At 63.7% G+C, this 19,472-nt stretch carries 21 protein-coding genes; 13 read left to right on the top strand and 8 right to left on the bottom strand.

Annotation, left to right across the window (positions count from 1 at the left end; genetic code table 11):
• The first annotated feature begins 87 nt into the window (after positions 1-87).
• The 3 genes from OD750_RS15170 to OD750_RS15160 all read left to right on the top strand — a co-directional run bounded on the left by OD750_RS15170 (position 88) and on the right by OD750_RS15160 (position 2,057).
• A complete protein-coding gene (locus tag OD750_RS15170; protein WP_263541528.1) occupies positions 88-591 on the top strand; it encodes a helix-turn-helix transcriptional regulator in 504 nt (167 codons plus the stop codon).
• Positions 592-669: 78 nt separating this feature from the next.
• Positions 670-1,164: a hypothetical protein gene (locus tag OD750_RS15165; protein ID WP_263541527.1), complete on the top strand. Its 495-nt coding sequence runs from the start codon at positions 670-672 to the stop codon at positions 1,162-1,164.
• Positions 1,161-2,057 carry a hypothetical protein gene (locus tag OD750_RS15160; protein WP_263541526.1) on the top strand — a complete coding sequence of 299 codons (897 nt, stop codon included), beginning with the start codon at positions 1,161-1,163 and terminating at the stop codon, positions 2,055-2,057. Before OD750_RS15165 ends, OD750_RS15160 begins: the two co-directional genes overlap by 4 nt.
• 50 nt (positions 2,058-2,107) lie before the next feature.
• On the opposite strand, the gene OD750_RS15155 is transcribed toward OD750_RS15160, so the two are convergent.
• Positions 2,108-2,539 carry a hypothetical protein gene (locus OD750_RS15155; RefSeq protein WP_263541525.1) on the bottom strand — a complete coding sequence of 144 codons (432 nt, stop codon included), beginning with the start codon at positions 2,537-2,539 and terminating at the stop codon, positions 2,108-2,110.
• A gap of 472 nt (positions 2,540-3,011) precedes the next feature.
• Here OD750_RS15155 and OD750_RS15150 point away from each other — a divergent pair, with 472 nt between their 5' ends.
• From OD750_RS15150 to OD750_RS15130, 5 genes are all read left to right on the top strand, one after another.
• Positions 3,012-4,187 carry a peptidoglycan DD-metalloendopeptidase family protein gene (locus OD750_RS15150; protein ID WP_263541524.1) on the top strand — a complete coding sequence of 392 codons (1,176 nt, stop codon included), beginning with the start codon at positions 3,012-3,014 and terminating at the stop codon, positions 4,185-4,187.
• Positions 4,188-5,335: 1,148 nt separating this feature from the next.
• Positions 5,336-5,554 carry a type I toxin-antitoxin system SymE family toxin gene (locus tag OD750_RS15145; RefSeq protein WP_263541523.1) on the top strand — a complete coding sequence of 73 codons (219 nt, stop codon included), beginning with the start codon at positions 5,336-5,338 and terminating at the stop codon, positions 5,552-5,554.
• A 255-nt stretch (positions 5,555-5,809) separates the two neighbouring features.
• Positions 5,810-6,229, top strand: a complete 420-nt coding sequence (locus tag OD750_RS15140) for a DUF262 domain-containing protein (RefSeq protein WP_272841997.1) — start codon at positions 5,810-5,812, stop codon at positions 6,227-6,229.
• 85 nt (positions 6,230-6,314) lie between these two features.
• Positions 6,315-7,439, top strand: a complete 1,125-nt coding sequence (locus tag OD750_RS15135) for an HNH endonuclease (protein ID WP_263541521.1) — start codon at positions 6,315-6,317, stop codon at positions 7,437-7,439.
• A gap of 49 nt (positions 7,440-7,488) precedes the next feature.
• Complete coding sequence (locus OD750_RS15130) at positions 7,489-8,598, top strand: hypothetical protein (protein ID WP_263541520.1); 1,110 nt, start codon at positions 7,489-7,491, stop codon at positions 8,596-8,598.
• A gap of 304 nt (positions 8,599-8,902) precedes the next feature.
• Here OD750_RS15130 and OD750_RS15125 read toward each other — a convergent pair whose 3' ends face one another.
• The 3 genes from OD750_RS15125 to OD750_RS27515 form a co-directional block, all read right to left on the bottom strand.
• Positions 8,903-9,871 carry a transposase gene (locus OD750_RS15125; protein ID WP_263541519.1) on the bottom strand — a complete coding sequence of 323 codons (969 nt, stop codon included), beginning with the start codon at positions 9,869-9,871 and terminating at the stop codon, positions 8,903-8,905.
• Positions 9,872-9,999: 128 nt separating this feature from the next.
• Positions 10,000-10,419 (bottom strand): hypothetical protein, encoded by a 420-nt coding sequence (locus OD750_RS15120; RefSeq protein ID WP_263541518.1) that lies wholly within the window; start codon positions 10,417-10,419, stop codon positions 10,000-10,002.
• Positions 10,420-10,631: 212 nt separating this feature from the next.
• Positions 10,632-10,871 carry a pyocin activator PrtN family protein gene (locus OD750_RS27515; protein ID WP_425508245.1) on the bottom strand — a complete coding sequence of 80 codons (240 nt, stop codon included), beginning with the start codon at positions 10,869-10,871 and terminating at the stop codon, positions 10,632-10,634.
• A gap of 291 nt (positions 10,872-11,162) precedes the next feature.
• Between OD750_RS27515 and OD750_RS15115 the strand changes: the two genes are divergently transcribed.
• Positions 11,163-11,603, top strand: a complete 441-nt coding sequence (locus tag OD750_RS15115; RefSeq protein WP_263541517.1) for a hypothetical protein — start codon at positions 11,163-11,165, stop codon at positions 11,601-11,603.
• An 87-nt stretch (positions 11,604-11,690) separates the two neighbouring features.
• Here the strand turns inward: OD750_RS15115 and OD750_RS27510 are convergent, their stop codons facing one another.
• Genes OD750_RS27510 through OD750_RS15100 form a run of 4 tightly spaced genes read right to left on the bottom strand, consistent with a single transcriptional unit; the run spans position 11,691 to position 13,850 of the window.
• Positions 11,691-11,942, bottom strand: coding sequence for an AbrB/MazE/SpoVT family DNA-binding domain-containing protein (locus OD750_RS27510; RefSeq protein ID WP_425508234.1), 252 nt, complete (start codon positions 11,940-11,942; stop codon positions 11,691-11,693).
• Positions 11,943-11,953: 11 nt separating this feature from the next.
• Complete coding sequence (locus OD750_RS15110) at positions 11,954-12,541, bottom strand: hypothetical protein (RefSeq protein WP_263541516.1); 588 nt, start codon at positions 12,539-12,541, stop codon at positions 11,954-11,956.
• Positions 12,538-13,059: a DUF3037 domain-containing protein gene (locus OD750_RS15105; RefSeq protein ID WP_263541515.1), complete on the bottom strand. Its 522-nt coding sequence runs from the start codon at positions 13,057-13,059 to the stop codon at positions 12,538-12,540. The genes OD750_RS15110 and OD750_RS15105 overlap by 4 nt, the downstream gene beginning before the upstream one ends.
• Positions 13,056-13,850 (bottom strand): HipA family kinase, encoded by a 795-nt coding sequence (locus OD750_RS15100; RefSeq protein WP_263541514.1) that lies wholly within the window; start codon positions 13,848-13,850, stop codon positions 13,056-13,058. Before OD750_RS15100 ends, OD750_RS15105 begins: the two co-directional genes overlap by 4 nt.
• A 229-nt stretch (positions 13,851-14,079) precedes the next feature.
• Between OD750_RS15100 and OD750_RS15095 the strand changes: the two genes are divergently transcribed.
• From OD750_RS15095 to OD750_RS15080, 4 genes are all read left to right on the top strand, one after another.
• Positions 14,080-14,310 (top strand): hypothetical protein, encoded by a 231-nt coding sequence (locus OD750_RS15095; RefSeq protein WP_263541513.1) that lies wholly within the window; start codon positions 14,080-14,082, stop codon positions 14,308-14,310.
• Between the two features lie 185 nt (positions 14,311-14,495).
• Positions 14,496-15,497, top strand: coding sequence for a tRNA dihydrouridine(20/20a) synthase DusA (gene dusA, locus OD750_RS15090; RefSeq protein WP_263541512.1), 1,002 nt, complete (start codon positions 14,496-14,498; stop codon positions 15,495-15,497).
• Positions 15,475-18,555 (top strand): ligand-binding sensor domain-containing diguanylate cyclase, encoded by a 3,081-nt coding sequence (locus OD750_RS15085; protein WP_263541511.1) that lies wholly within the window; start codon positions 15,475-15,477, stop codon positions 18,553-18,555. The genes dusA and OD750_RS15085 overlap by 23 nt, the downstream gene beginning before the upstream one ends.
• Position 18,556: 1 nt before the next feature.
• On the top strand, positions 18,557-19,465 hold the full coding sequence (locus tag OD750_RS15080; protein WP_263541510.1) for an arginine deiminase-related protein: 909 nt from the start codon (positions 18,557-18,559) through the stop codon (positions 19,463-19,465).
• Positions 19,466-19,472: the final 7 nt, after the last annotated feature.

Below are 19,472 nucleotides of genomic sequence, written 5' to 3'. Positions count from 1 at the left end.
CGGGGCGGCGGCCGGTTGCCGAGAAGGCCGGCTGAATTCGATGTCGGATATATTGGACACGAACGGCGATGCGCGTACGATCGACACATGAGCACCATCCACGAACTTGGGCGCGCGCTGAAGACGCGGCGTACGGAAATGGGACTGACGCAGGCGCAGGTCGCCTCGCTCGCTGGCTTGTCGCGGCAGACGATCAACGAAGTCGAAACGGGTGCCGTCGCTGATCTGGGCCTCAACAAGGCCGAGCGCCTTGCTTCCGCGCTGGGGCTTGGGTTGCAGGTTGTCGATGGTCGCGTTACGTCGCCGCCCCGTCGCAGGCTCGCGCCGCTTGCGCGTGCGGCCGCTACGGCCAGCGTCAGCTACCGTAAGCCGATCACGGCGGCGCGACTGACGAAGATACTCGCGACGGGAATGCTACCGACCGCCTACGAGCCGCACCTGCACGCGCTGCTCGACGATGCGCCCGTGTCGCTGCTCGCCGGCGTTGTCGATCAGCTTCGCGAGGAGCTGCGCGTCGAGCGCGGTGAAATCTGGGCGAACTACCGCGAACTCGCGCGACAGGTAAAAAGCCTGCGTGATATCTGGCAATGAAGGCGTTTGATCTGGAGCGTACGAAGTCGGTCGCCTGCTGGCAGATTCTCGGGAGCGAGTGTCGAAACGGATAGTCGAATGAAGAAATCGGAAGCCGCCTATTTTCAATTGGTACTTCTCACCGAGCGTCCAGCTGCCCGGATCGGTCGCGTGGCGGTGAGCGACCTGACGCACGCCGAAGCGACGATCGCGGCCGTGCTCGACTTGAAGGCGCATATCGAGCATCGACTGCAGTTCAACGCGCCGTCGTTCTTCGAACTCGCCGTCGACCGCTCGCCATCCTGGTGGGCGCGCGGATTTGACGCGCTGGCTCGGATCGGCGACATACACACGCGACGGCGGCTGCATTGGGTGCTGCGCATCGCGGGCATTGATGGTGTCGACGATCGCGCGGCTCGCGCCACTGCGATCGCGGCGTTGCGGCAGCGCCGCGTCGAAGTCGTCGAACGTGTACTGTTCCAGGTGTTTCTGGATGCCTCGGATTTGCACGAGCCACTAGCTACGTGGGCCCGCGAATTCGCCGAGGATGTGCCCGGCTTCAATGATGTCGCCGAAATCTGTGCTGCGTCATGAAGTTCGACACGCTGGTTTTTTGCAGCGGGATTGCCGGTCTCAAAGCACAAGATCTTTCCGCTGAAGTCCGGCTTCTGATCCCTGCAGATACGCTTGCGGAAGCGCTTCCTCCCCAGCCTGCCTTCGAGCTTTCGTCCCGGCTCTCGCATGCGCAAAGAACGACGCAGCAGCTGGAAATCGAGCGCGCAACCGACGCGTGGATACACGAGGTCTTGTCGCGGCGCTCGTGCCACGTGTTCGATGCGTTCATCGGTACGATGGTTGTCGCACGGGCGGGCATGCACAGCGAATGGCTTGGGCGTCTGCGCGAAAGCCATGCCGACCACGTGCATTGCGATTATCGCGACATCGGGTCCATCGACGGCGATTTTCGAATGGCATGCTTCGGCGACTACGGTGCGGAGGGAAGCGTCTGCTGGGAGTTCGCCGGAAAGCACGACGGCGCGGTGCTCGTCTACTGCGAGTTCTACGCATACAGCGGTGACTGGTGGAGACCACACACGGCGGAAGCGCAGATCCTGCGTTGCGGCGTGGAAAATGTATGCGGAGAGACGGCGCTGCGTGCGATCTATCGCGTGACGTCGGCTCGGGTGCTTGCGAACCTGTGGCGCCGAACGTCGCACGACGACGCAATTGCGCGCGCGTGCTTTCCGGACACGACGCCGCTCGATGCCATCTGGAAATTCGGACGACTCGGTGCGGGCGCCGAGATGCGGACGGCGACGTTTGCCGCACGGCACGGCTGGGTCTACACGCAGGTTTACGGCGGTGGTTCCGACGAGCACTATGCGGTGTTCGTGGCGCGCGAAGCCGGCCTTGCATCGCGTGTCTACGCCTACGCCGCAACGCGGTCGCGCGACGACGAGGGTTGGTGGCTTGGCGGGCGAAGGTAGCTGGCGGGAATAAGCGCCGCCCCGCCCGAAGGCGAGGCGGCGCTGCCGCATCAATACTGCGGCCACAGCTCCGTGTTGCCGCCGAAGATGATCGGATAGTTGTAGCCCGCGCCCTTGTCGGCCGCGAACGCCGACTGCAGCGTGTAGCCGACAAGGCCGTAGTACGTCGACGAATTTGCGCACGCCGTAGTGACCGCGCTCTGGTTCGCCGTCGTGAAGAACTTCTGCAGCTTCGTGTGCGGCGTCTTCTGCCAGTCGCCCGGCAGCGCGTACCACTGCGAGTCGGACGTGAGGCCCCAGTACCACGTCACGTCGCTGCCCTTCTGGAAATAGCAGGCGAGCGACGTCGAACCGGCCGCGGCGGCCGGCACGACGGTTTCGGAACGGTCGGTCTTGCTCGTCGGACCTTTCTTGTCGGCCGCCGTCGCGGCGAGCGGGAGGGCGGCGGCAACGACGAGCGCGAGCGCGTAATGCAGTTTCATGGATGTCTCCATTGCGTGGGTGGATGAACGGCCGCGCCGACAGGGTTCGGCGCGACGGACCGCGCTGTCCGGAACGGGCCGCGCCCGCGCGCGGGTCGCCGTCGTCGCCGCATCATGCGCGTGCGACGGCGCCGCTTTCGCCGTTTGTTCCGGTTGCTACTTCGCGGTCTTGGCTACAAAGCGCAAATGCAGCATCGCGGCTATCGCCCCGAGCCGCGATATCGCGATCGACGATGGTCGGGGGTGCTGCGCCTTTTCGGCCGCAGCTTCCGGAACCGCATGGCCGCTCGATTTCAGATCATTGTGAAATTGTCAACGCGCAGAACCGACAGGTTGCGATGCGACAGGCGATGCGCCGGGCGAGGTCCGCGCTCGCCATCGACGACGAGCGAGCGCGACCGCACGAACACGTCGCGCCGACGCCTCGCGACAGCGCTATCCTGTGCGTCCCAAGGACCGAGGGAGACCACCGATGCGCATCGCAACGACACTGCTGATTCTGGCAACGACGACAGCGGCGACGGCCGCACCGCCCGACGGCGGCGGTCCGTGGCGGCACGCGCCGGGCGACGACCTCACGGCCGAGCATCGCGCGCGCATCGACGCGGAACTCGCGCGCAACGTCGAAGCACTCACGCGCGAGGGCAAGCTCGCGCCGGCGATGCTCGCGCCGCGGCAGGCGAACCTGCAGTGGCCGCTGCGCGCGGTGCCGGCGTACCGCGGCTTCGGCTATCACGGCATCTCGAATTTCGTCGATCTCAACACCGGCTTTCCGAACCAGGTGCTCGATTTCAACTGCGGCGGGCGCTCGTACGACTTGTCCGACGGCTACAACCACGCCGGCATCGACTTCTTTCTGTGGCCGTTCTCGTGGCGCATGATGGACCAGCAGATGGTCGACATCGTGGCCGCGGCGCCCGGCACGATCATCGGCAAGCAGGACGGCTTCAACGACCGCAGCTGCCCGAACAACTACTCGGCCGACTGGAACGCGGTGTACGTGCGGCACGGCGACGGCAGCGTCGCGTGGTACGGCCACATGAAAACCGGATCGCTCACGTCGAAGGCGATCGGCGCGACGGTGACGGCCGGCGAGTTTCTCGGCAAGGTCGGCAGCTCGGGCTTCTCGACCGGCCCGCACCTGCACTTTGAAAATCACACGGCGGTGTCGAACTACCAGATCGTCGAGCCGTATGCGGGCGCGTGCCGCGCGGGCGCGACGCTATGGGCGCAGCAGCCGGCGTACTACGACTCGGCGATCAACGAACTGGCCACGCACTCGGCGGCACCGAACTTCCCGAGCCCGAACTGCCCGAACCCGGTGGCCGAAACGCCGAACTTCGCCGACGCGGTGCAGCCGGGCCAGCAGGTGATCTTCGCGGCGTACTACCGCGACCAGCGCGCGGGGCAGGTGACGAACTTCGCGATCGTGCGGCCCGACGGCACGACGTTCCAGAGCTGGAACTTCGACATGGCGCAGGCGACGAGCGACCCGTACTACGACTCATCGTACTGGTACTGGACCTACACGCTGCCGGCCGGCGCGCCGGCGGGCGTGTGGCGGTTCCGCGCGACGTTCCAATCGCGGACGTACGAGCATCGGTTCACTGTGGGGGATGTGGTGTTTGCGGATGGGTTTGAGCAGTAGGGGCTGGCGTGTCCGTTGCAGCGGAATGTGAAAGCATCAACTAAACGCCCCTTGATCTGATTCGTCGCTCGTCTGCCGCCCCAACCCCCGGGGCTCGTCATCCCAGCGAAAGCTGGACTGCGCAGGCAGGACGCCGGAGCGAACGTTCGCGTAGCGAACGGCCCGAAGGGCGAGCGGCGGATGCCGCGAGTCATCCAGCTTTTGCTTTGTGCCTTTTGCTCATCATCCCAATAGGCGCTGGACTACGCAGGCGGGACGCCGGAGCGAACGTTCGCGTAGCGAACGGCCCGTAGGGCGAGCGGTGGATACCGCGAGTCATCCAGCTTTTGCTTTGCGCCTTTTGCTCGTCATCCCGGCGAAGGCCGGGATCCAGCTCTTTCGCTCGGAAGTACGATGCGTCGAAGACGCCGGTAAATCTGAGCTCCTGACCCTTGCTTGCCCCCTACGTCAGCGAATGCCCAACGATTTCACCTGCGCAACGAAGCGTCATCCGCCGTACCAGCGCACCAGCATCGCAAGATGCCCGATTACTACCCATCGCCGACCAGGAATCACCCATCGTCGGCCACCTGTCAGTCGAGCGCGGATGTCCGGCAGTCATGCGCCCATGATCGACGGGCATGGCTCTCCGGAAATCACGCAGCCCGCCGGTGATTTCTACGCACGCGCGGCTGATGGTCACCGGCGCGTCCCCAGGCGCCACCCGCGCGCCTCCAACCACCCCTCGCGCGTGAGCAAAAATTATCCAGACGGTTGATCGAAATCAGTCGTCGCTGGGTGATTTTCGGGCATCGCGCATGAAAGGCCGCGCTGCGCTGCAGGAGACCGCGAAAACTTCGACCCGCCTGTTTCCCGTAATGGGTGGAACCGTTTGACGCGTTGCTTTCGCCGGTCGGGCCGTTGCGATGCCGAAGCGAGGAGCGCGCGGCGTTGAGCGCAATACAACTGCTCGCTGCGGTCGTCTCAGTGTAGCCCCGTGCTCGGTCGGTCAAGGACTGACGCAAGTTCGCTGCGCGAATCCTTGACCGACCTGCGCGCGGGGCTCTGAAAGGTCGCCCACAGCGATCAATCGCCAAAAGGCAGAGCGCGAACGGCGTGGCGCCAACCACGCCGTTCGCTGACCACAAGCCACTAGTTAGGAGTGGATCATGATCAAGCGCAAGCTTACGGCAGCAAACCCCATACGAAAGCGTCTGCACGTCTCCACTGCGTACTACCCGCCGCTCGAGGCAAAGCGTTACGCCGGCGTCCGCGCGGTCCCGTACATCCGGTTGCGGGGGCATTGGCTGTCGGAGGCCGGTTTCGGCCCGAACGACGCGATCGGCATCGTCGCCACGCCGGGGCGTGTCGTCCTGACCAAACTGTAGAGCTACTAGCCGGGAGCCTCGCGCTGCGGGGCTTCCGGTGCGCCATGGCTACCGCTTGGCACTCGTTGGCCAATGATGGACTGGATCGCCACCAAGAGTTATGTCTTTACAAACATAGATTTACGCATGCGCTCGCGGAAAGCGTAGCGTCTTTGTAGCGCGCGACTTGGTTCTTGGCGTGGGAATACCGCCGCCAACAATCGGTCGGCTATGCTAGGAGTACAAAAAAGCTACGTCGCCCAGGGAGCGCATGGTATGGCTGACACGGTTAACCTCGACGCCCTAATTCCCCGCGAGGATTTTCTCGCCGTAGAGGGGGTCGATTGGGCCGGCAGCGCCGGCAAGGCTGACGCGTCTCGGACCGACTTAACGAAGGGCGAGAGCTTCTGCGCGACGCTACGAAAGCCCGATTTCCAGCGCGAAACTGCGGCGTGGACGCCCGAGGCAGTTAGGGATTTTATCGCTGGCTTCGTAGACGGTGACTTGATTCCGGCCGCGATATGCTGGCAATCGCCGGCGCGCTTGACTTTCGTAATCGACGGTGCGCATCGCCTAAGTGCGGTAATGGCGTGGTTGTGTGATGACTATGGTGACGGCGAAGAGTCAATTAAGTTCTACAACAACGTCATTCCCGACGCTCAAAAAGATCGCCGCAAAGACGCGCGAACTAATTAATGGAACTATTGGGTCGTGGAAAGATATTCGCGCCGAATCTAAAAATCCGGGATCAAATCCATCTTATTCGGCTAGGGCGCGCGCAGTGGGTCATAGCAAGATTCCCTTGCTTTGGATTCCGGGTCAGGACTCAAAGAAAGCTGAGCGCGCGTTTCTAACGATAAATCGGTCTGCGGTACAAATTGATCCAACAGAGCTACGCATTCTCAGTGGACGCTTTGAGCCAAACGCTATCGCAGCGCGTGCCATTGTTCGCAACGCGTCTGGACATCGCTACTGGGACAAATTCTCTATTAAGGGTCGGCGAGAAGTCGAGTCGCTGGGTAGGGAAATATATGCATCCCTGTATAACCCGCCGCTTGAGGCGCCTATCCGGACGGCTGACTTGCCGATGGCTGGGCCGGGATACGGTTCGCAGACTCTCCCCCTTATCTTCGACTTCGTCAATATTGCGAACGGACTGCCAGTTGTCGATGCATCCAAGACCCGACGAAAGGACAGTGAAAGCGTAACGGTCGCAAACGAAGCGGATACGCTCAGGGTAATGCGGAACGCCGTCAAAATGGCGAGGCGGCTGACAGGTACTCACGCGTCATCTCTGGCGCTCCATCCGGCTATCTATTTCTACTCATCCAATGGAAGGCATCAGCCGACGGCGGTTTTGGCTTTTACGGTATTGGTCAAGCATCTTGAGGACGAGCGGCTGTTGAATGAATTTACATCCGTACGGCATTTATTCGAGGACTTCCTGACTGAGAACAAGGGGTTTATTAATCAATTGACAACACAGTACGGCAGTATGACGAAGGGGTATCGACAACTGAAGGACTACCTTTTGTTCGTCTTGAATCTCTTCATTCAAGGTAGTAGTGGTTCGGAAGTGCTTGAAGCACTCAGTCTAAGTGACAAATATCAAAAGCTCGTCAAGTACAGTCCGGTGCTTGCTCAATCAGCGAATGGATTCTCGAAGAGTTTGCGGCAGTGGAAATTCCTTAAAGACGCGCTAGCCGTTTCGTTCACCTGTGGCATCTGTGGAAGTAAGCTTAACGCCCGGACATCGACCATGGACCATAAAAAGGATTTGAAACATGGGGGAAAGGATGCCGGCGATAATGCGCAATGGGCTCACCCCTACTGCAATAGCACCTTCAAGGACGCTGCTGCGAAGCTCGCGCAATCTGCCGACATGACACGAGTGTCTCGCTCGTGAGTGCTCCCCGCTGTCTCGTATATTCCTTGGCCCAATAAAGTGAGTAACGATGAACCAGCACGAGTCGGCGAATTACGGTGTTCGATACGCGGTGTGCGAGGGTTCGGTAATAGAAATATCCGCCGGTACTCCGGAAATGATCGGCACGTTGACGCTTCAACAACTGTACAACATGCTCCGTGCGATCCATTGCGATGAGCATGGAAGGCCTCTGCGCGGCTCGGAAGCATTTCCAGACGGGCACATATTTTCTCCCTTTCGAACACCGATCTGGAAAATAGTTCGTGCAGATGAGCTCGATGCATATTTGGCAGAGAACCCCGCGCAGAAATATAGGGAACAACGAGCTGACGATGGTCGTCGAGTAGGGCGCTACGAATCGCAATCGGCGGTTTGGTTTGAGGCGCTTGGGCGTTATTTGGCAGCGTTTGAACAGATGTGCGCGTCCGTCGTCAAACTCATTCGACAGTTGTTAAGGAAGGGCGGCGTTTCGAGCAGGGGTGTGGAAGATATCCTAGTCGCTGATCTCGCAGCCCGAGACTTGGTTCGTCTGGCCAAGACGTTGTATAACGAGCGGGCGGATCTGGACCCCAATGGACGGAAAATCTCAGAAAATATTTTCCGGCGGGCTGTCATATGTTACGAATCGCGCAACGAGATTGTTCACGCGTCGTGGCTTCCGGGTGGCGTTTTCGCATTTCGGCACGATGACTTCTCGCGGGCGAGAGGGCTTCGCTATATCAAGCGAGAGAAGGGCGGCGAGGCCGTGCGGCGGCTTTACTACTCGGCGGCAGATCTGGATTTCATGCGACGGCAATGTGTGGATACCGGAATACTGATCGATGACCTCACCGCTGCAGTTGCGCTAGATACAAAGGTCTCGTACTGGATGGGACTTGAGGGAGGGGTTATCGCGCGGGCGCTCGACTTTACCCGCATCGGAGGAGGAGTCCTTCTAGAGCGGTATGCAAAAGTCGAAGAGCGTCCTCCGTCGTCTGCATCGACCGGTGCCGCCGAGGACGACGACGTACCGGAAGGCTCCCCGCGCGCGGTTGCTTCGCGCGTCGGCAGCATCGACGATCTAACTTACGAGCTCGGACTTGGGCACGACGTACGGCCGCCGTCTTCGTTGGACGGCGACGCTTCTAAGGTGCCCTAGCTTGCAGCGATACGATCGTGTTTGGAGTCGGCGTAAGCGAGTCGATGCTTCAAGGCGCGCAAACGTGGGTGCGTAGTTTCTTCCAGTCCGATTCCGCGGAAGGAAATCCTGGACACCCAGACTTTGCACCCAGACTTTGCAAATTAGTTCCGGAACCTGCGTAAGCCACGTGACCGCATGGCTTGGCAGGTACTTTTCCGGGCGCGCTTCGATACGCTGCCCGCGGCGAGTGCCGCAGCTTTGTGGCAGAGCGAAATCGGCGAATAGCCTACGGGGCGAACGTTGTGCAGACACCCGCAAAGAACTACGCGACGCTCACCGTAGCTCGCAGTCGCCTCGCGAACGCGAGCCCCTGCAGCCAACGTTGCTGCAGCTCGGTGGCCTTGTCGATGAACGATTCGACTTGCCCGATGACTCGCCAGTAGCGCGTTTGCGTACCCTGCACTTGGCCGAGCCACGCGCTTTCCGAAAGACCCAGCCGCCGAACGATGCCCGGCAGCGATCGGTCGATGGCGCCGGGCTTGTCGCCGCGAATCAGGCGTCCGGTTTCGTCGACGAGTTTCAAGTATTCCACTTCGCTGACGCCGCACAACGGGCCGTCGCCCGCGATCGGCTGCAGCGGTCGGTCGAGCGCCTTCGCGTGTTTCATCGCATCGAACCGCTGCCGGAACGACACGTTCTGCGCCGCTTCCGGTGTGTCGACCACGCGTGCTCGAAGCGGATTCAGATCGACGTACGTCATTGCGCTCAGCACGGCGGAATCGTCGAGCAGCGCCTGGCAACGGAATCGACCCTCCCAGAATCGACCCTTGCAACCATCCTCGGTGTTGGCCGCACGGGCGACCGATTCGTTCAGTGCCCGCATGAACCAGCTGAGGCTGCCGAGCCGCGATCGGTACTCGGCGATTTGCGCTTCATTCCCAATGCTGACATCGATTCGCTGCCGCAGCGTCTCGCCGGTGTCGTGCTTGCGCGGCGATACCGCGAACCAGCGACGCAGGACGGTTTCCGCATCCCATCGTTGCGCGGCTTCGGGATCGGTTCGTACGACCAGATGAACGTGATTGCTCATCACGGCGTACGCATAGATGGCCACGGCGAATTGCGCTGCAAGGGCAACGATGCGCTCTTCGATCCAGCGCTTGCGATGCGAGAAGTCGCTGCCCGTCACCGGATCACGTCCGCATAGCCACGCGCGACGAACGCAGCGTGAAGCGACGTGATAGGTGCCGGTCGTATGAGCGTCAACGAGGTGCATGCGAGCGATCGTCATGCCCGAAGCATGGCGTCGTCAGGGAGGCCACGCATCGGGCGGCTGTCGCCGAGTTTCATCGGATTTTTCTGGGATTTGAGTGCTCGGATTTTGCGGGCCCGCATCATGCCGGGCCGGTACATTGAATTCTATTTAGGGTCGCAAATCGAAGCGGGAGCGCGGCGATAGACGGCGTTGTTCCGCGTTCGGTGCGAGGTGTACGTGAGCTTCTCATGATCCGCGCTCGGCCGAAAAACCATCGCCAGCGGCCCTTTGTTCGGGATCTCCACGGACACGAAAATGTCGCCGTTGTGCACGTGGTAGGTCGCGACCACCGACTCCGTGCAGCCAGGCCCGTAGACGACAAAGCGACCGTCGGCTCGGAACTCGGTGAGGTCGGTGCCCGGACGGGAACCGTCTTCGTCCTCGGCCAGAAGCCATCGCCCCACGTACCACGGCGGCTGGTCGAGCGATGACGCCACGCACGGTTTCCAAGTGCAAAGAAAGATCGGCAGGGCGCCTATCAGCACCGCGGCGAGATTTCGGCGTGGGACTTTGAGTGTTCGCATTTTTCGCTCCAGGACTTTGAGTGTCCGCATTTTTCACGTCGACTTTGCTGCCAAACTCGGCATCTTCGGCGAAAGCAGTGAGACAGCGCCTTTCCACAAGCGCGGATTGACCCTTGCTGAAATAAAAGAAGATTTAAGAAATTTCGAAACCAGTAGAAAAGCAAGCCCAGCTAGTTGAGGTCTGCAATCAGTTCCTGGTGTAGTTGTTGAAGCTATCTCTGGCAATTTAGCTTCGCCCAGTCGGACTCTGCCCTTTCTTTTTGCCTATCGAGATACGTCGCAAGTCGTGCAGCATCGATCATCCACGGCGACTTTTGTGTTCCGGCTCGGAACGTCGGTACCGGTAGAGATTGTCTCCCAGCGCGTTTCGCTGCCTCGTCTGTGCTTAGGCCAAAAAGGTGGGCGCATTTGGATAGAGGGATCTGGCCAGTCCCGTACTCCGCCATAAGCATCAGCAAAGTGTTCATTCGTATACATTAGCTCCGTTGAGCGCGTGTGACGTAGGATCACCTTCGCGTGCGGAATCTTGGACACCCAAAGTTCGTCAGCCGTCTCGGTTCGCCTGAAGTGCGGGGCGGCGAGGCAGGCTGCGTCGCAACAGGCTTCCCGGCTGTGCCCGGTGTATGGAAGATCCCTGCCGCGGAGAGCATCAGAGAAAGGCGCAGCGCCGGCTAGGAAAGCTCCGGAAACCCAAGCCATACTGACGCCGTCCCGCCCCGCCGGGGTATGAGTGAAGTTCTGCCTTGATCGAAATCATCCCGGGTACCGGCCTGGACATGCTGCACTTCGGTATGACCAAGTCCGAGGTGTTCGAGCAACTCGGATTCCCGAACAAGAGCTATCTGACGGCCTCGGACTGCCGAGAGGTTCAGTACTTCGCGCTCAAGCTCGTTCTCAAGTCTGAGTCGGGCAACGACAATCGACTCGGCTGGATGGAAGTGCACAACCGGGATTCGATCCTATTGGGGAGATCCCCATGGCTGATGCCCCGGGACGAGCTCGTGGCGCTGCTCACCCGCTCCTTGGGCGAGGCACCCGAGCTGGATGACTACAACCACTTTGAGTCGCTGACTTTCCGGGACTCCTGGGTAGAGTTGCAGTTCCAGCTCGGTGAGCTTTCCTGCATCAACTTCGGTGTCCGCTACGACGACAACGACGATCCCATCTGGCCGGTCAAGGCCTGACGTGATCAGCCGCAAGGTAGGTGCCGCGCGAGCAGGGCGAGCGCTTTCAGCGCGGGAGTCGTGCAGCAGATGGGCGTTCCATTCCGATCACAGCAGTTCTCGCCCGGCCGCCGTGTCGCCGAGCCATTCGCCATCGCGCGTCCATGCCGCTGGTGACTTCGGGCTGTTCGCCAATCGATCAGCGAGGCTGCGCCGAACGGGAGCAACGGCCAGGGCACGCCCCTCGACCGCCAGTTCGACGATCGATCCGGCTTTGAGGCCTGTGGACCGGACTATCGCCTTCGGAATCGTAAGAACGAGGGAGTCACCTGATTGACGCAGCTTCGCAGTGATACCCATGCTGCGCGGAGTCAAATCGACGAGGGCGGTGCGTCGTTAGGCGTCAATGACAATTGTGCTTGGGCAGGTGGCGAGGCCGGTGATGGGGCCTCGGCAGATTTCTTCAGACGATACGTAGGCAGCACGATACGGGGCAAGCACATACGGCTGCATGCGGCGTGTACCGCCTCTCGCCAGTACGGCCATAGCTGAAATGTAACGTTATGCGCGCCGAACTCGACGAGAGACTCTGCGTCGAGGGGGGCATCGTCGGGCGTGCGTTGCTCGTAGTAGCAAAAGAACGACGTTTCGATCGTCGCAAGGACGTACGTATCGATCTCGTCTTTTGTAAAAGCCGCAAGCGTCTCGGTAGTGCCCCGGAGAATTCGCAATGCCATCTGCACTTCGAAAACGACGCGTTCCTTGTCATCGGAGACGTGCTTGTACGGTACGATTGCGACGCATGTCGGTCCGCGCATCTGGATCGAAACGCGATCGTTCGGAAACAGGTTGATGCCCGGACGCACGTCGTCGTTCAGCCGTGCATCGATCGACTTCAGCACGACATCCTCGATGAACAGGCATTTGACGGCCCTGTCCAGCTTTGCATTGAGCGTCATGGCGCGCCGCCTGCAGCGGCTTCGATCTCTTGCCAGTCGCCGAGGTCGTTGCAGGCGAGGGTCTTGTTGGTCCAGCCCGGGGCGACCGCATAAAGATCGCCCGTTTGCAGAGCGTCAAGCGGTTCGGTATAGCTGCGCGCGTGGCGTGTCACGAATCGCTCGTGCAATTCCTCAAGCACGGAGTTGATGTCGATCGTTACACCGGAGCCCGGTTCGGACCATTGGAAGCTGCTGTCGTCCGGCGGCAGCACACGAGCCAGGAGGTCAGGCAGCGTCATGCCTTCGGTGGCATTCACTCTGTCGATCCTCGATTCGATCGACGCGAGCGCAGCCTTCAGCCCGGAATGACTGGCCGAAGGGAATGCGCCGACCACGCGTTCCAGATTGGGGGCGAATCGGGCGATGAGCTTGCCTGATGTCGGGGACAGCACGACAACTCCGACGTTCAGTCGTTCGCCTGAGACGACGTCATGCAGGTACCGCAGCACGGCATAGGCGTAGACGATGCGATGGTTCATGACAACACCTTCCTCAGTCGATCGAACGCTGCCGAAAGATTCATCTGCAGGGCCGCCAAGTATTCCACGATTTCCTTCAATGTTTCCGTACCGTCGTTCCACGCGGCAGGCACGCAAGCGGCGTAGCCACGAATGCGTTCCTCGCCTATTCCTCGCCACCGCTGCTCAAGCTCGCCAAGATCGAATCCCCGGCCCTTGATCGCTCGTTCGAAGACATGTTCGGACTCCGATCCCAAAAATGTCAAAGGCGTGGCCCAAGGGGCCGGAACCAGGATGCCGATGCCGACGACATCCAACGCAAGTTCGTGGTCAATCAGTGCAATCTGCATACCATTCGTCAGGCAATTCGGTTTCGTTGGCCGCCGATCAGGGTTCAAGATCAGCTGATCGAACGCCCAGGCGTCGGCTGCCTGCCGACCGAGGCTTCCGGTTGCCGAATCCTCGGTGCATAACGCGTATCCGGTTCCAAGTACTTTCGATCCGTAAGCAGGTGTCACTGACGATCGAACCCTCGCAGCAAGTTGGGGTTGTCCGATCAGTTGCAGCGAATCTGCGAGGAAATCGTCGAACTCGACGAGCAGAGGTGTTGCTGCGGGAATGCCGAGATCCTGGAGCAACAGGCTTGCGATGACTTCGCGTGTCAGTCCGCCGCGTGTGCAATGCGCCCAAGTGAACTTGGCCACGACATCGATCGATTCGCCGCTCGCGCGCCGACACGAAAGAAACAGCGGCTCGGTTCTGCCGTGAGCTGCCTGGTGGTCGAAGCGTTCGGCGTGGACCGTTTCGATCATGCGTCCTTGTCCGGCAATCGACTCGCGAGTTCGGTATCGACGAATGATCGGCACTCGCTGGGCTTGTCGCAATGGTGCTTTGTGAACAGGCGTGACGAACTGGCTTCGGCGACGTCCGACAGGAAAGTGAACTACCGTTGCAGCCGTGCCTCGATAGAAGGCCGCCCGCCAAACCACCTTCCGTCTCAAAGGCCCGTCCGCCATGCAGAGAGCCGTCCTGATCTTCAGCATGACGATCATCGCCGTCGTCGGGTTCGTCGGCGGGATACTTCTGGCTGTAGCTGCAGGCCTGCATGAACGGCTGCATGTGGGTTTGTCGGCGACAGCATGCGCTTTCATCCTGTCGATGCTCGGGCTTGCCGTCAGCCGACGGGTCGTTTTTAACCGCTGGCAGTTAGGCGTGTTGGCAGTCCTCGCCACCGTGTTGTTTGTCGCATTCGTGCGGCTCGTGCTCCATTGACGACCGGTACTCGTCGACTTTGTCCGCGACGGGCCTGATCGACGGACTTCCCACCGACGCGGCGTCCGCGTCCATCGAAGATTCCCCGACCCTCATCAGCAGAGCGCTTGACCCACGTCGCAGCGACAGGCTCGGCAAACCGCCCGGCGCGAGCACTCCCTCCCGCCACCTACTAAACTACGGGCATGCCCAGCCCCAACACCCCGCCCAGCCCACAGCCCTGGCGCCTCTCCGTCGCCCCGATGATGGACTGGACCGACCGTCACTGCCGCTACTTCCACCGCTTGCTGTCGCCGCACGCGCGGCTGTACACCGAGATGGTCACGTCGGCCGCGTTGACGCACGGTCATCGCACGCATCTGCTCGAACATTGCGATTTCGAACAGCCGCTCGCCTTGCAGCTCGGCGGTTCCGATCCCGCCGAACTCGCCCGCGCCGCGCGTTACGGCGCCGACGCCGGTTACGTCGAGATCAATCTCAACGTCGGCTGCCCTTCCGATCGCGTGCAGTCCGGCCGCTTCGGCGCCTGCCTGATGCGCGAGCCCGCGCTCGTCGCCGACTGCGTCCGCGCGATGCGCGACGCCGTGGCGGTGCCCGTCACCGTCAAATGTCGCATCGGCGTCGACGACCAGGACGACTACGCCGACCTCCAGCACTTCACCGAACGCATGATCGGCGCCGGCGTCGAAACGCTCGTCGTGCACGCGCGCAAAGCCTGGCTGCAAGGCCTGTCGCCGAAGGAGAATCGCGAGGTGCCGCCGCTCAACTACGAGCGCGTATACCAGTTGAAAAAGGATTTTCCGGATCTTTGCGTCGTCATCAACGGCGGCATCACCACCGTCGACGCCGTCGTCGAACATCTGCGCCACGTCGACGGCGTGATGCTCGGCCGCGCGGCGTATCACGATCCGTACGTGCTCGCGCGCGTCGAGGAGGCGCTGTACGGCGTCGCGCCGCCGCCGCGCGACGCGGTGCTGCGCGCGCTGATTCCGTACATCGAAACCGAGCGCACGCGCGACACGGCGTTCAAGCACATCGCGCGGCACATACTCGGCCTGTACCAGGGTCTGCCCGGCGCGCGCGCGTTCCGGCGCGTGCTGAGCGAACGCTCGCATCGCGCCGACGCCGGCGTCGACGTGCTGCTCGCGGCGATGGATATGACCCATGCGCCGCTCGCGGCCGCTTGAGGCCGCGTTCGCGCTGCTGATCGCGCTGCCTTGTGCGGCGGCGCCCGCGCTCGAACGCGTCGCCGGCCCCGCGCCCGAGCGGCGCGTCGACCTGCGCTGGGAAGCGCTGCGCCGCTACTCCACGCAGCAGGGCCTGCCGCAGAACACCGTGCTGGCGCTCGCGCAGGACCGCGACGGCTACGTCTACGCCGCGACCGAGGACGGCGTCGCGCAGTTCGACGGCCGCGCGTGGCATCGCATCGACTTGCCCGAGCCCGGTGGCGTGCGGCCGTTCACGACGCATCTCGCGGCCACCGACGACGGCGCGCTGTGGATCGGCACCGACAGCGCGGGCCTGTGGCGCCGCGAGCCGTCCGGCGCGCTCGCCGCATCGGCCGGATGGCCGGCCGACCTGCCGCTCGAAGCGCTCGCGGTGCGCGACGGCGCGAGCGTCTACGCCGGCACGCCGCGCGGCGCGTATCGCTGCAACGCATCGCAGTGCGCGGTGCTCGTCGGCACGCAGACGCTCGAAGTCGCGGCGCTGCATCGCGGCACCGGGCCGAACGGCGACGCGCTGTGGATCGGCACGAACCTCGACGGCCTGTATCGTCTCGACGCGCCCGATTCACCGCAGCCGGCGCTGTCGGACTGGCACCTCGGCAAGGCCGACGGCCTGTCGAACGACGCCGTGCGATCGCTCGCGCAATGGGGCGGTGCCGACGGCCGCGACCTGTGGATCGGCACCGGGCGCGGCCTCGCGCGTTTGTCCGGCGGCCGGCTCGTCGTCTACGACGCGACCACGGGCTTTCCCGAAGGCAGCGCCGCGCCGATCGTGCCGGGCACCGATGGCGCCGGCGCGCCGCTGTTGCGCGTCGGCCTGCGCGCCGGTCTCGCCGAATTGCGCGAGGACGGCAGCGTGCGATTGACGACGCGCGCCGAAGGCTTGCCGGAGGATTCCATCCGCAGCGTGCTCGAAACCGGCGCTGCGGCGGGGCACCGGCTGCTGTGGGTCGGTACCACGTCGAGCGGCGTCGCGCGTCGCGAGCCGTCGCGCTGGAGCGCGCTCGACGAGCGCCACGGCCTGCCGCATCGCGTCGTCTTCGGCATGGGGCGCGCGCGGTTTCCCGATGGTCTCGACACGTATTGGGTCGGCACGATCGAAGGGCCGGCTCGCTGGGTCGACGGCCGCTGGCAGCGCGTGCTGCCGCCGCCGCACGATCGCCGCATCGCGTTTTCGGCCGTGCGCGACGGCGAGCGGTTGTGGTTCGGCACCGACCAGGGCCTGCTCGGTCTCGGCCGCGACGGCGTCGCGCAGTATTCGGTCGACAACTCCGCGTTGCCGGGCCTCACGGTGCTCGACGTCGAACCCGAGCACGACGCGAACGGCGACCGGTTGTGGATCGCTACGCGCCACGGCCTCGCCCGGCTCGAACGCGGCGTCGTGGCGGTCGAGCCGTTGCCGGCATTCGGCGGCGATCCGCTCGTGCGCGAGCTGCTGCATGCGCCGGCGACGGACGCGACCGAGCGGCTCTGGGCCGCGACGTCCGACGGCCTCGGCTGGCGCGAAGGGAACGCCTGGCACGCCGTGCCGGACGGTTGTCTGCCGCATCCCGAGCTGATGGACGTGAAGCGCCGCGCCGACGCGGACGGCCGCACGATGCTGTGGGCGGCGACGCGCGGCGGGATTACGCGCATCGCCGTCGGCGGCGCGATCGCCTGCGAGACGATGCCGGCGTCGTCGCGACCGCCGGGGCAGATCTATCACCTCGCGTTCGACGGCCGCGACCGCCTGTACGTGTTCGGCTCGGCCGGAGTCACGAGGTATACGTTTTCCGGCGCGTCGCTCGCGCCGGTCGCGCAGGCGCAGTTCGGCATCGAAGACGGCCTGCCGGGCCTCGAATTCAATCGCGCGAGCTTCGTCGACGCGGCCGGCCGCGTGTGGGCCGGCGGCGTCGACGGGCTCGCGCTGTACGACCCCGCGAGCGAAGCGCCGCCCGCACCGGCGTCGCCGCTGCGCCTGCGCGCCGCGCACACTGAGCGCGGCACGCCGCTGACGCCGGGCGTGTCGCTCGCGGCCGGCGACGATGGCGTGCAGGTGGAACTCGCGCTGCTGTCGTACGAACGGCCCGAGCAGATTCGCTACCGCGCCGAACTCGACGGCCTGCGCAACCAGAACGCGGTGTGGACGGCCGACAGCCGCTTCGGCTTCAGCCGCCTGCCGCCGGGCGACTACCGCCTGCGCCTGTCGGCGCGCGACGCCGACGGCGTCGAGGCGAGCCCGATCGAGATTCCGTTCCATGTGCGCGCGCCGTGGTGGAAAACGCGCACCGCGCTCGCGGCCTGGGCCGTGCTGCTGGTGCTCGCCGGCGTCGCGTTCGGCCGCTGGCGCAACCGCGCGTTGCAGCGCCGCGCCGCGCTGCTCGAACGCGACGTCGCGTCGCGCACGCGCGAACTCGCCGACGCGAACCGCCGCCTCGAACACGCGTCGCTGACCGATCCGCTGACCGGCCTATGGAACCGCCGCCATTTCGCGCTCGAAATGCCGGCCGCCTGCGCGCGCGTGCTGCGCCGCGTCGAGGACGGCGATCGCGACACGGCGATCGGCCTCGTGCTGATCGACTGCGACTACTTCAAGCAGATCAACGACCGCTACGGCCACGACGTCGGCGACGCGGTACTCGTGGAGCTGGCCGCGCGGCTGCGCGGCGCGACGCGCGACGGCGATCAGCTGATGCGCTGGGGCGGCGAGGAATTCCTGCTCGTGCTGTTCGGCGACGATCGCGCCGGCCCCGCCGCGAGTGCCGGACGCATCCTCGACGTCGTCGGCGGCACGCCGTTCGTCGTCACGGGCCAGCCGCCGCTGGTCGTCACGTGTTCGATCGGTGCGTGCGCGTTTCCGTTCGATCCGGACGCGCCGGCGTCTCAAAGTCTCGACGCGTGCCTGCGCTTCGCGGACGCCGCGCTGTACCGCGCCAAGCGCGAAGGCCGCAATCGCGGCTTCGTCGCGCAGTCGCCGCCCGACTCCGACGACGAGCCGCTCTGGACGCTCGTTCTGCCCACCACCGCCACGGATGTCTGACGTGATCGTTCGCACCGCCGCCGAATTTCTTGCCGCATTTGCAACGCTGCCGCCGAACCGTCCCGCGTCCGCACGCGGCGCGTTTCTCGTCGCGCCGCTCGCGTTTCGTCTCGCCGACGAATCGGCGCAGGACAACCGCTACATGGCGATGCAGTCGTCGGTCGATGCGAACGCGGCGCTCGCCGAGCATGCGGAACTCGCGCGGCGCGTCGGCACCGCGCTGCCGACGGTGACGTTTCCCGGCAACCCCGAAACCCCGGACGCGGTGTTTCCGAACAACGTGTTCGCGACGGCACCGGGCCGCGCGATCGTCGGCCGCATGCGCCACGCGGTGCGCCAGCGCGAGGCCGATCGCGACGACATCCGCGGCTTCTTCCGCGGCGTGCTGCGTTATCGCGAGGTGGATCTGTCGACGCTCGACGGCGTGGCCGAACTCACCGGTTCGCTCGTGATCGACCGCGCGCGCGGCATCGGCTACTGCGGTCTTTCCGAACGCTGCGACGCCGCGGGCGCCGCGGCGATGCACGACGCGTTCGATCTCGCGCTGACGTACTGTTTCGATCTCGCGCCCGGCGAATACCACACGAACGTCGTGATGTCGGTGCTGGCCGGCCGCGCGCTCGTGATCGCGCCGGACGGTTTCGCCGATCCCGCCGCCGCCGCGGCGATCGCGCGGGCGTACGCGCCGCGCGTCGTCACGCTCACGCCGGCGCAGAAGGCCGACTACGCCGGCAATTGCATTGCGCTGTCCGATTCCAGCGTCTGGATGAGCGCGCGCGCCGCGGCGTCGCTGTCCGGCGTGCAGCGCGCGGTGCTCGCCGACGCCGGTTTTGCGCTCGAAGCGGTGGCGCTGCCGGAAATCGAGAAGGCCGGCGGCAGCCTGCGCTGTTGCGTCGGCGAAATCTTCTAGGCCGGAA

This window comes from Tahibacter soli (assembly GCF_025717065.2).
GTDB lineage: Bacteria > Pseudomonadota > Gammaproteobacteria > Xanthomonadales > Rhodanobacteraceae > Tahibacter > Tahibacter soli.
This window is presented reverse-complemented; position numbering and strand designations above follow the sequence as displayed.